This is a genomic window from Nocardioides sp. TF02-7, assembly GCF_022437945.1.
In the GTDB taxonomy this organism is placed as follows: domain Bacteria; phylum Actinomycetota; class Actinomycetes; order Propionibacteriales; family Nocardioidaceae; genus Nocardioides.
The window spans coordinates 2,134,170-2,146,199 of record NZ_CP092535.1; the positions used below are offsets into that span (position 1 = coordinate 2,134,170).

The following is a 12,030-nucleotide window of genomic DNA, read 5'->3' on the forward strand; positions in this document are numbered from 1 at the left end:
ACCGGCCTGGCGGGTGGCGGATACGTCGCGTGGCAGCTGTTCGGCACCGACGTCACCGCCCGGCGCACCCACGACGCCCTGCGCGCCGAGGTGCGGACCGCGTGGGCCCACGACGTGCGTGGGGACGACTGGGGATCCAGCCCGACCGGCAGCGTCGTCGGGCTGCTCCGGGTCCCGCGGCTCGGGGCGTCGTACGAGATGCCGATCGTCGCAGCGTTCGACGAGGAGGCCTTCACCCGGGGCATCGGCTGGTACCGCCGCAGTGCGGAGCCCGGCGAGGTCGGCAACGTGGTGCTGGCCGGGCACCGGATCACGCACGGCGACCCGTTCGGCGACCTGCCGGACGTGCGTGTCGGCGACACCGTCGTCGTGGAGACCCGGCGCGCCGTGTACCGCTATCGCACCGTCGACGACGGTGACGCCGTCGAGGTGGCGGCGGACGACGTGTGGCCGATGCAGCCGGTCCCCCTACCCCCGGGTGCCGGCCGCGACGATGCCGGTGGAGCCGATGATCACCCTGATCACCTGCGCGGAGCTGTTCCACACCGAGACCAGGCTGGTCGTGCGCGGTGTCCTGGAGTCGGTCGAACGCAAGGCCCGCGTCCGGCCCGACCGCCCCGCGCGCCGTCAGAGGAGCACGATGCCGACGCCGGTCGCCGCGAGCACCACCGTCCAGGCCGGTGCCCGCCACGCGGCGAGGGCGACGAACGACATCGCCGCGACGGTCATCGTCCCCGGCGAGGTGACACCGGCGAGGAACACCGGGTCGTAGAGCGCGGCGGCGAGGAGCCCGACGACGGCCGCTCCGGCGCCCGCCATCGCGCTCCGCGCCCGCGGGGCGCCGCGAAGCCGCTCCCAGAACGGCAGGCCGGCGACGACCAGCAGCACCGAGGGCAGGAAGATCGCGCCCAGCGCGATCGCCGCGCCGGCGACGGCGCCGGTGCCGGGCAGCACGGCGCCGAGGTAGGCCGAGAACGAGAACAGCGGACCGGGCACCGCCTGCGCCGCCCCGTAGCCGGCGAGGAACGACTCCTGGTCGATCCCACCGGGGCCGACCGCCTCGGCCTCGAGCAGCGGCAGCACGACGTGGCCGCCGCCGAACACGAGGGACCCGGCCCGGTAGAAGGAGTCCACGAGGTCGAGGGCCGGGTCGGCGACCAGGCGCGCCAGCAGCGGCAGACCGACGAGCAGCAGGACGAACAGCGCGAAGGCCGAGACCGCCCCACGGCGGCCGACGGGCACCTCGCCGTCGTCCCGGGCGTCGGCGGGGCCCTCGGCACGGAGCAGCGCCAGGCCGAGCAGGGTTCCGAGCGCGATCGCCGCCACCTGGCTCACGGCGTTGGCGCTGAGCAGCACCACCGCCATCGCGCCGACCGCGATCGCCGCCCGGCGGGTGCCGGCGGCGAGCGAGCGCGCCATCCCGAGCACCGCGTGCGCGACGACACCGACGGCCGCGGCCTTCAGCCCGAGCAGCCAACCCGCGTCCGCCTCGGGACCGAGCGCCTCGACGCCGAGCGCGAAGCCCAGCATCAGCAGCGCCGACGGCAGGGTGAACCCGACGAACGCCGCCGCGAGGCCGGCGTACCCCGCGCGACGGAGGCCGATCGCCATCCCGACCTGGCTCGACGCCGGCCCGGGGAGGAACTGGCACAGCGCCACCAGGTCGCCGTACGCCTGCTCGGTCAGCCACTGGCGCCGCACGACGAACGCGTCACGGAAGTAGCCGAGGTGCGCGACCGGGCCGCCGAAGCTGGTCAGCCCGAGCAGGAGGAACACCCGGAACACCTCGCCCGGTGAGCCCGGGTGCTCCGTGCGGGCGTCCATGGCTGCGCATCGTAGGCGGCGCAGGTGTCGACGAACCGTCCCTCAGGTGACCGTCGGCTGCTGGGCGGCGAGGCGGTCGGCGAGACCGGACGCGCGGCGGGCGTGGCGGCGCACCGCCTCGCGCACCGACTCCTCGGTGCCGACGACCCGGACGACGTCGACCGCGCGGGTGACCGCGGTGTAGAGCAGCTCGCGGCTGAGCAGCCGGGAGTCGGGGTCGGGGAGGACGACGGTGACCTCGCGGAACTCGCTGCCTTGGCTGCGGTGGACGGTGAGCGCGTGGGCGACCTCCACGTCGGAGAGCCGGGCCAATGACAGCACCCGGCCGCCGGCGCCGTCGTCGAACAGCGCCTGCCGCTCGTCGCCGCCGAGCACGGCGCCCGTGTCGCCGTTCCACAGCCGCAGGCCGTAGTCGTTGCTGGTCTGGATCAGCGGCTGGCCGGGGTAGCGGTCGGGCAGCCAGTCGGTGCCCTCGGCGGCGCGGAGCCACTGCTCGACCCGCGTGTTCCAGGCGCCGACGCCGTGGGGTCCCCTCGCGGTGCGCGCAGAGCAGGCGGTGCCGGTTGAGCGCGGCGACCACCGCCGCGTGGTCGCCCGCGACGGCCGCGCGGCGCAGCTCGAGCGGACCGGGTACGACGACCTCCCGGATGCGAGCCGTGTCGCCCGGCGCGACCAGCTCGACGCCCGCGGCACCCGTCGAGAGCAGCGCCCACGCCTCGTCGTCGCGGCCGTCGCGGACGGCGGCGGCCAGCGCTCCGATCGCCGCACCGAACCGGTGCGAGGTCTCGAGGTGGCTGACCGGCGACGGCGACCGGCCGCGGAACCCGCCGACGACGTCGTGGAGCACGGCGCCGGCCTCGACCGAGGCCAGCTGGTCGGGGTCGCCGAGCAGCAGCAGCCGGGCGTCGGGGCGGATCGCCTCGACCAGCCGCGCCATCAGGCTGAGCGACACCATCGACGTCTCGTCGACCACCACCACGTCGTGGGGCAGCCGGTTGCCCCGGTGGTGGCGGAACCGGCTGTGGTTGTCGGGCCGGAAGCCGAGCAGCCGGTGCAGGGTCGAGGCGGTGAGGCCGGCCACGGCGGCCCGGTCGGCGGCGGGGAAGTCGTCGCGCTCGGCAGCGGCCGCGAGCGCCTGCGACATCCGCGCGGCCGCCTTGCCGGTCGGGGCGGCGAGCGCCACCCGCAGCGGCGCCGCGGACTGGTCGGCGAGCACGGCGAGCAGCCGGGCGAGGGTCGTGGTCTTGCCGGTGCCCGGCCCGCCGGTGACGACCGACGTCCAGCGGCGGGCGCACTCCTCGGCGGCCGCGCGCTGCTCGGCGTACGACGCCGCCGGGAACAGCCGGTCGAGGGCGGCCGCCAGCCGGGCCTCGTCGACCTCCGGCTGCGGGCGGGCGAGCCGCTCGTGGAGGTCGGTGACCACCGCGCCCTCCTCGGCCCAGTAGCGGTGGAGGTAGACCAGTCCGTGCTCGACCCGGAGCGCGACGCCGGTGAGCGGGCTGGCCTCGACCGCCGCGAGCCACCCGGCGGGCTCGGGCCACGGGTGGTCGGGCAGCAGCTCGCCGACCTCGCGCAGGTCGATGCACACCGAGCCGCTGCGCGCCGCGCGCACCAGGAGCGACACGGCCGTCCGCACCTCGGCCGACCGCTCCCCGCCGAGGCGGCACAGGGTCTCGGCGGTCCGGACGTCGCCGGCGGTCAGCAGGCCCGCCCGGTTGAGCGGGGCCAGCGGTCCGTCGGGGCCCTGCAGCAGCCGGTGGTCGGCCGGGTCGGTCGCCTCGAAAAGCTCGGTCACGACGCACCTCCCACCCGCGCGCCGTCGAGCAGGTCGGACAGCTCGACCACCAGCGCCGCCGGCGGCCGCCAGGAGAACACGCCGCACGGCACGCCGTCGACGACCGGCGTCTCCGGCCCGCACATCCCGCGCAGGTAGAGGTAGACGACCCCGCCGAGGTGACGCTCGGGGTCGTAGCCGGGCACCCGCCAGCGCAGGAACCGGTGGAGCACGACGGCGTAGAGCAGCGCCTGCAGCGGGTACGACGAGTGCCCCATCGCCGCGGCGAGCCGGTCGGGCGTGTAGGCGGCCGCGGTGAGCGGCTCGTCGGCCGGGCCGAGCCAGTTGGTCTTGTAGTCGCAGATCAGGTAGCGCTCGTCGTCGCCGTCGCGCACCCGGAAGACCACGTCGACCGAGCCGGTCAGGAACCCTCGGAGCACCTGGTCGCCGAGTGCCGGGTCGGCCAGCGCGGCGGCGTAGGGCAGCACCGGGTCGCCGGGCGGCAGGTGCTGCCGGAGCAGGCCCGCCACGTCGCCCAGCACCCGCGGGTCGGGCACGGGGGTGTCGCCCCCGCCGATCGGCAGCTCGAAGTCGAGCTCGCGGAGCCGGTCGGCGAGCGGCAGCTGCCGCAGGGTCCGCCCACCGGCCAACGGGCCGAGCGGCGAGTCGCACACCGTCACCAGCGCGTCGGCGAGCGCCTCGGGGTCGAGCGCGACCGGCCACGCGACCAGCTGCTCGGTCACGTGGCGCAGCAGCTCGGCGTACCAGTCGTCGGCGGCGGGGTCGGCGTGCTCGAGCACGGCGTGGACCAGCGAGCCGAAGCGGGCACCGCTCGCGAACGGTGCCAGCGGCGACGGCACCGGCGTCACCGCCGCGGCCTCGGGGGCGGGCACCGCGATCTCCGGCTCGTCGTCCTTCTCGACGACCTCCGGCTCGCTGCCCACCGCGGGCGGGTCCTCGGCCACCGCGGTCAGCGCGGAGTAGGACGTGCGCCGCCAGAGCAGGTCGACGGGCCGGGTGAACGTCCGCACGGCCAGCGGGCCGGGGTCGGGGCGGGTGGGCAGCGGCGGCGGCTCGCCCGGCTCGGCGCGCGCCAGGTCGGGCCCGCCGATGTCGGGGTCGGCCCACCGACGCAGCCAGCGCACGGTGTCCTCGTCGGACGGTGGCTCGAGCCGGTCGGGCACCCCGGCGGCGCCGGGGACCCGGCCGAGCAGCACCCGGTGCAGCGCCGAGTGCGGCACGTTGTTGCCCGCGGCCCACCACACGACGAGCCGCGACCGGGCCCTCGTCATCGCGACGTAGAGCATCCGCAGGGACTCGCCGGCGTCCTCCTGGTGGTGGCGCGCCACCAGCGCGGCCGGCCGCGCGTCGGGATCGCCGACGTGCAGCACCCGTTCGCGGTCGTCGTCGTGGTAGACGAGCACCGCCGGCGCCTGCCGGCCGACGAACCGGTCGGCGAGCGACGGCGCGAGCACGACGGGGTACTCCAGCCCCTTGCTGCCGTGGATCGTCACCAGCTGCACGGCGTGGGCGTCGGAGTCGATCCGGCGGGTGCGCTCGGTGGTGGCGTCGGTGGCCTCGCGCTGCCGGTCGAGGAACCAGGCGATCAGGCCCGACAGCCCGAGCCGCTCCCGGGTCGCCGCGTCGTGCAGCAGCTCGGAGAGGTGGCGCAGGTCGGTGAGGTGCCGTTCGCCGCCGACCGTGCCGAGCACCCGCTCGGACAGCCCGCGCGAGACCAGTGTCTCGAACACCGCCGCGATGCCGCGGCCGGCGAACGTCAGCGCCAGGTCGCGCAGCTCCTCGGAGAGCCGGTCGGTGAGCGGGTCGCCGCCGACGTCGAGGTCGGAGCCGTCGAGGCCGAAGAACGCGGTGATGCCCGCCGCCCGGGCCAGCCGCGACCGGTGCGGCTGGGCCATCGCCTCGAGCAGCGCCCGCCAGTCGGCGCCGGCGTCGGTGGAGAACACGCTCTGCCCGCCGGTGATCACCGCCGGCACGCCGGCCTCGCGCAGAGCGGTCCGCACCTGCTCGAGGTCGCGCCGGGTGTGGGCCAGCACCGCGATGTGGCCGGCGGTGAGGTCGCCCCCACGCCCCGGTGTCCTTGTCGCGGACCTGGGCGCCGGCGCCGAGGAGGCGGCGTACCTGGACGGCCACGTCGGCGGCGATCCGGCTGCGGACGGCGTCGACGCGGGCGAGGGCGTCGGGCGCCGCGCCGAGGTCGGCGCGCAGCAGCGCCCGCAGCTGGAACGGCGCCCCGGGCAGGCCGCGCACGCAGTCGTCGTCGGCGGACCGCGCGGCCTCGATGGGGTGGACGGCGATCGCGGGGTCGCCCAGCTCAGCGTGGTTGAGCAGGTTGTGGACCGACGCGACCAGCGCGTGGTCGCTGCGCTGGTTGGTGGCGAGCGTCTGCTTGGTGTCGGCGAGCCCGGCCGCGCGGAGGTAGGTGAACACGTCGCCGCCGCGGAAGGCGTAGATCGCCTGCTTGGGGTCGCCGATGAGCACCAGCACCGCATGGCCGTGGAACGCCCGCTCGAAGACCTCCCACTGGACCGGGTCGGTGTCCTGGAACTCGTCGATGAGCACCACCCGCCACCGGCCGCGCATCCGCCGGCCGGCGACGGCGTCGGCGTCGACGAGCACGTCGCGGAGCTGGACGAGCAGGTCGTCGAAGGACAGCACACCGAGCCGCCGCTTGCGGTGGTCGAACTCCTCGGCGACCACCCGCGCGAACGTCACCCGCGCCTCGTCGACCGAGCCGGGCTCGGGGTGCTCGGGCTCGAGGCGGGCACCCGGGTTGTCGAAGACCGCCTTCGCGATCAGCCCGGCATCGGTGTGGCCGAGCCGGTCGTCGGTCGCCCGGTCGCGCAGCCAGAGGTCGTCGACGACCTCCTTGCGCAGGTCGGAGAGGTCCTCGACCAGCGTCGCCCGGGGGTCGGTGTCGCCGGCGATGCCGAGGCCCTTGAGCACCAGCTGGCAGAACTGGTGGATGGTGACGATCGTGGAGGTGTCGAAGGACGCCACCGCGGCGCGCAGGCGGTCGCGGCGCTCGGCGAGCTCGGCAGCGGTGCCGTGCAGCAGGTGGGCGACCAGCTCGTCGGGGTCGGCGGGCGGGCGCCCGGCGAGAGCGCCGTCGAGGCACCGGGCGACCTCGGCCAGCCGGCTCCGCACCCGGTCGCGCAGCTCGCTGGTCGCCGCGTTGGTGAAGGTGACGGCGAGCACCTGGTCGATCGTGGCCAGGCCCTCGGCGACGTAGCGCGTGACCAGCGCGGCGATGGTCCAGGTCTTGCCGGTGCCGGCGCTGGCCTCGAGCAGCGTCGTCGTGGGCTCCAGGCCCGAGGCCGCCGGCCCGGACGCGCCCGGGAGCGGCGCGGCGACGTCGAACGGCGGCAGCGCGGTCATCGGACGAACCATCCCTGCTCGAAGGGCACCAGGTCGCGCCAGACGGTCTCGGCGAGTGCCGCCAGGTCCGGCAGCCGGTCGAGCTCGGCCTGCCGGCCGAGGAAGTGGCACCAGGCCGGGTCGTCGCGCTCGGGGGCGGAACTTGTCCCACTGCCACTTCTTCATGGCGTTCTTCCACGCCACCGACCGGTTGCCGCGGGCCAGCGCCCAGCCACGGCCGGTCTCGAGCGGCAGGTGGCACAGCCGCTGCAGCCCGTCGTGCCGCACCCGCGCCCAGGCGGCGAGCGTCGCGCGTGCCAGCTCGGCGTCGACGGGGCGGATCCTGCCGACGCGGTCCTTGGCGACGACCGCGCCCCGCACCTCGAGGCCGGGCTCGGCCGCCTGGAGGGCGAGCAGGTCGAGCCACAGGCCGAGGGCGTGCTTGGCGCTGAGCCGGGAGTAGGTCACCCGCAGCAGCGTGTCGCCGTGCAGGTCGGGGACCCGGCCGGTCAGCCGCCGCCCGTCGCCGAGGTCGAGCGTGACGTCGGTGGTCACCGGGTCGTCGGTGCGCAGGGCGAGCGCCTGCTCGACCACCTGCTGCGCGGACGTGCAGATCTCGCGCAGCGCCGCCACGCCCAGGTCGCCCGGGGGCAGGCTGCCGCGGCGCCGCTCGGCGGCCACGACCGCGTCCGGCGAGCCGCCGCCGAGGACGGCGGTGACGACCTGCTCGCCGACCGCCCACTTCTCCAGGCCGCCGAGCGTGATCGGGATGTCGTTGGTGGGCGGGTCGACGTCGTAGGGCAGTGCCACGTCGAGGTGGTCGAGCAGCGCGCGCGCCGGGTTGGCCAGGAAGCGGCGCAGGTCGTCGAGGGTGAGGTCGGGACCCGGCGGTGAGACCGGCCCGGGGAGGAACGGCGTGGCCGGCCGGGGGGAGCGGGCGGAGCGGGCGGCGGCCAGCGCGACCGGGTCGAACGTCGCCGGCGCCGCGGCGGCGAGCAGCCGCTCGTCGTGGGGCTGCAGCGGCTGCCGGACGAGGACCCGGTCGCGCACCGGCTCGGCGGCGGTCGCGTCGAGCGCGTCGAGCAGTTCGCCGACGGGGATCGCCGGTGGCCGGTCCTGACCGGAGTGCTCGGACATCCCGGCGAAGGTGACGACGAGGGCGTCGCGGGCCGACATCACCGCGTCGAGGAGCAGCTGGCGGTCCTCCGCCCGGGGGTCGCGCTCGCCGGTGCGCGGGGCGCGGGCGAGCGCGTCGTCCCCGTCGACGGTGATCGACCGTGGGAACGTGTCGGCGTCCATGCCGAGCAGGCAGACCACGCGGTGGGGCACCGAGCGCATCGGCACGAGGGTCGACACGGTGAGCGCCCCGGTGCGGAAGCTGGAGCGGGTGGGGCGCGGAGCGGTGAGGTCCTCGAGGAGGCGGCGGACCTCGGCGACGGTGAGGGTCGTCGAGCCGGAGTCCGCGGCCAGCCGGGCCAGCTCGTGCTCCAGCTGCGACGCCTGCCAGGCGTCGTCGTACGGCGTCGCGGTCAGCGCCGCGACGTGGGCGCGGAGCGCGTCGCTCCACTCGGTCGCCGTGCCGGCCGCGGCGAGCGCCGCGACCGCGGCGTCGACCCGGCCCAGCACCTCCGCGAGCCGGCCGGCGAGCTCGAGGTCGGAGGAGCCCACGTCGTCGAGGGGGAGCGTGTCGCCGAGCAGGACCTGCTCCTCGGGCATCGCGACGCCGGCGACGACCCGGTCGAGGCCGGACCGCCAGGTGTTGTCGGGGATGCGCAGCCCGTGGTGGCGCCGGTGGTCGGCGTCGAGGCCCCACCGCACGCCCGACGTCACGACCCACCGGGTGACCGTCTCGACGTCGTCGTCGGTCAGCCCGAACCGGCGTCGGACCGGGGGCGCGCCGAGCAGGTCGAGGACGTCGGTCGCCCGGGCGCGGCCCTCGACCAGCCCGACCAACGAGCCGGCGATCGCGAGCAGCGGGTTGGTGCTGGCGAGACCGCGGTCGGCCATCGCCACCCGCAGCCGGCGGGCCGGGTGGTCGTCGGGGACGGCGCCGAACGCGGCGTGGAGCAGGGGCGCGAAGGCCTCGACGTCGGGGCACATGACGAGCACGTCACGGGGCTCGATCGTCGGGTCGTCCTGGAGCAGCCCGAGCAGCGTGTCGCGGAGCACCTCGACCTGCCGGACCGCCCCGTGGCAGGCGTGCACCTGCACGGAGCGGTCGTCGGCGCGCAGCCGCCGCCGGCCGCGGTCGGCCGGCACCTCGTTGGCGCGCAGGTCGGCCTGCAGCCAGCCGAGCAGGTGGTCGCCGGGCGGGTCGCCCTCGGCCACCCGTTCGACCGCCTCGACGCCGGCCAGCTGGCGCTGCACCTCCCGGGCGTCGCGGCCGAGCGTGGCGAGCAGCGGGTGCCGGGCGAGCCGGGCCGAGGGGTCGGCGGCCCGGTCGACCTGGCCGTCGGCCACCACGGGTCGCAGCGCCTCCCACAGGGTGGTGGAGACCTGGGGGAGGAACAGGTGGACCTCGCGGCTCGCGGCGACCGCGGCGAGCAGCTCGACCTCGGTCGCGGGCAGCCGGGTGTGGCCGAAGAGGCTCAGCCGGTCGGGCAGCGGCCACCGGTCGGGCCGGTCGCGGAGCTCGGCGCAGGTCTCCCGGTGGCGGACGTCGGGCGGGGGCGCGTCGACGGCGGCGACCACCCGGCGCCACAGCTCCGGCTGCCAGGCGAGGTCGTCGGGGACCCCGGACTCCTCGTCGCGCCCCTCGCGCCAGGCGGTGAGCAGCGCCGGCCGCTGCACGGCGTACGACGCGAACAGGCCGGCCAGCCGGCGGGCCAGCCCGTAGCGCCGGCCACGGCGCAGGTCGCGCTCGACACCGCTGAGCCGCTCGCCCAGGTGACGGGCGACCGGCTCGGCCCACGGCTCCGCGAGCGACGCGTCGAGCACCGCGAGCACCGTCCAGGCGAGCCGGTCGGGCCGCCACGGGTCGGAGTGCTCGGTGCCGGTGAGCATCGCCACCAGCGACCGCGGGCGGAGGAACTCCACGCCGGCGCAGACCCCGTCGCCGCCGCGAGGGCCGGTGCCGAGCCGGTGGGACAGGCGCTGCGCGAGCCACCGCTCCACTCCCTTGGCGGGCACCACCACGACCTCCTTGGCGAAGGGGTCGGCCAGCGGCGCCGCCAGGAGCTCGCCGAGGGCGTCGGCGAGGGCGGCGGTGCCGGGTCCGCGGTGGAGGGTGAGCACGGCCGCACCTTAGGCGCACCGCCCGACAACCGGGCGCGGTCCCGGCCGGAACCCGCCGCTCCCGTCGACGCGACGACGTACCGTCGGCCGGTCGTCACCGGTGCAGGGGGCCTCGGGACGTTAGATTCACCGCATGCCGTTCCTGCTGCGCATCGAGCTGCCCGACGTGCCCGGCTCCCTCGGCCGCGTCGCGACCGCGATCGGCATGGCGGGCGGCGACATCGAGGCGATCGAGATCGTCGAGAAGCGCGCCGACGGGACCGCGCTCGACGACGTGCTCCTCGAGATGGCCGAGGGCACCATGCCCGACTCGATCGTCTCCGCCTGCAGCGCGCTCGACGGCGTACGGGTGGTGTGGATCAGCCGCTACGCCGCCGGCGGCAACCTGGTCCTCGACCTGGAGGCCGTCGAGGAGCTGACCGCGGCGCCCGAGGCGGCGCTCGACCGGCTGGTCGACCTGCTGCCCGCGACGTTCCGCGCCGACTGGGGCGCCCGCGTCCACCGCGCGAAGGGCATCGTCTACGGCACCAGCGCCGCGCCCGACGAACTCGCGTTCGTCGAGCTGGAGGGGCCGGTGCGGCTGGAGCCCGACGGCGACGAGGTGACGCTCTACGCCGCCGCGCGGCTCGACGGCAACGAGATCGTGATCATCGGCCGGCACGGCGGACCGGAGTTCGCCGACTCCGAGATCGCCCGCCTCGGCCACCTCTCCAGCCTCGCGGTCTCCATCCGCCAGTCCTGACCGCGGCCCGCCGACCCCGGGGCGTCCGGCATCTTGGCGCGGTTCACGGTGGGGGGTGCTGGGTACCGCTGGCGCGTGAGCCGGCTCCCCGCCCTGCTGCGCGCCGCGCACCTCGGGCCGACGCTCGCCGTGACGACGATCGCCGCGGCGTACGGCGTCTCGGTCGGCCTGCCCGCCTCCAGCGTGGTCCTGGTGGCCGCCGCCGTGCTCACCGGTCAGCTCTCGGTCGGGTGGTCCAACGACCTGGTCGACGTGGCCCGCGACCGGGCCGCCGGCCGCACCGACAAGCCGTTCGCCACCGGTGAGGTGCCGCTCGGCGTCGGCCGCGGTGCGTGCGGCGCCGCGGTGCTCCTCACCGTCGTGCTCTCGGTGTCGTGCGGACTGGTCGCGGGGCTGGTGCACCTGGGCTGCGTGGCGGCGGCGTGGGCCTACAACCTCGGCCTCAAGGCGACCGTCGTGTCGTTCGTGCCGTACGCCGCGGCGTTCGGGGCGCTGCCGGTCTTCGTCACCCTGGCCGGTCCCGACGTGCCGTTGCCCGGGCCCTGGCTGGTCGTCGCCGCGGCGCTGCTCGGGGTCGGTGCCCACCTGGTCAACGCCCTGCCCGACCTCCGCGACGACGAGGCCGCGGGCGTCCGCGGGCTGCCGCACCGGCTCGGCGAGCGGCCCTCGGCGTGGACCGCGGTCGCGGTCCTCGTCTGCGCCAGCGTCGCGATGGTGCTCGGCGCCGGAGCGGTGCCGACGGCGGTCGTCGTGGCGGTGCTGGCCGTGGTGGCGCTCCTGGCGGGCCTCGCGCTGGTCAGCCACGGCCGGACGCCGTTCCGGGCCGCGGTCGGCATCGCCCTCGTCGACGTCTTCCTGGTGGTGCTCGTCTGATGGCCGCCGAGGTGTGGGACGTGGTCGTGGTCGGCGGCGGCCCGCGGGGGCCGGGGCAGCGCTGGGCGCCCTCACCGAGCGGCCGGGGACCCGGGTGCTCGTGGTCGACCGGGAGGAGTTCCCGCGCGACAAGTCCTGTGGCGACGGCATCGCGCCGCACGTGCTCGACGTGCTGCGGCCGCTCGGGGCGGCCGACGTGGTGGAGGGC

At 76.6% G+C, this 12,030-nt stretch carries 6 protein-coding genes and 2 pseudogenes; 2 read left to right on the plus strand and 6 right to left on the minus strand.

The annotated features are described in order from the left end of the window. Positions 1 to 468: 468 nt before the first annotated feature. The 6 genes and pseudogenes from MF408_RS25315 to recC form a co-directional block, all read right to left on the minus strand. Positions 469 to 594 carry a hypothetical protein gene (locus MF408_RS25315; protein WP_275693406.1) on the minus strand — a complete coding sequence of 42 codons (126 nt, stop codon included), beginning with the start codon at positions 592 to 594 and terminating at the stop codon, positions 469 to 471. Between the two features lie 33 nt (positions 595 to 627). Next, on the minus strand, positions 628 to 1,824 hold the full coding sequence (gene chrA, locus MF408_RS10995) for a chromate efflux transporter (RefSeq protein ID WP_240251394.1): 1,197 nt from the start codon (positions 1,822 to 1,824) through the stop codon (positions 628 to 630). Between the two features lie 42 nt (positions 1,825 to 1,866). Beyond that, positions 1,867 to 2,592 carry an ATP-binding domain-containing protein gene (locus MF408_RS26865; RefSeq protein WP_345893939.1) on the minus strand — a complete coding sequence of 242 codons (726 nt, stop codon included), beginning with the start codon at positions 2,590 to 2,592 and terminating at the stop codon, positions 1,867 to 1,869. Beyond that, positions 2,585 to 3,706 (minus strand): annotated as a pseudogene (locus MF408_RS11005) (AAA family ATPase); the annotation flags it as partial. The gene MF408_RS26865 and the pseudogene MF408_RS11005, both read right to left, overlap by 8 nt. Beyond that, entirely contained in the window at positions 3,616 to 6,108 is a 2,493-nt protein-coding gene (locus MF408_RS11010) for a 3'-5' exonuclease (RefSeq protein ID WP_345893940.1), read from the minus strand. The pseudogene MF408_RS11005 and the gene MF408_RS11010, both read right to left, overlap by 91 nt. Then, a pseudogene (gene recC, locus MF408_RS11015) lies at positions 6,086 to 10,207 on the minus strand (exodeoxyribonuclease V subunit gamma); the annotation flags it as partial. The pseudogene recC and the gene MF408_RS11010, both read right to left, overlap by 23 nt. A gap of 133 nt (positions 10,208 to 10,340) precedes the next feature. Between recC and MF408_RS11020 the strand changes: the two are divergent. Further along, positions 10,341 to 10,949 carry an amino acid-binding protein gene (locus tag MF408_RS11020; protein ID WP_240251395.1) on the plus strand — a complete coding sequence of 203 codons (609 nt, stop codon included), beginning with the start codon at positions 10,341 to 10,343 and terminating at the stop codon, positions 10,947 to 10,949. Positions 10,950 to 11,024: 75 nt separating this feature from the next. Continuing rightward, positions 11,025 to 11,822: a UbiA family prenyltransferase gene (locus MF408_RS11025; RefSeq protein WP_240251396.1), complete on the plus strand. Its 798-nt coding sequence runs from the start codon at positions 11,025 to 11,027 to the stop codon at positions 11,820 to 11,822. Positions 11,823 to 12,030: the final 208 nt, after the last annotated feature.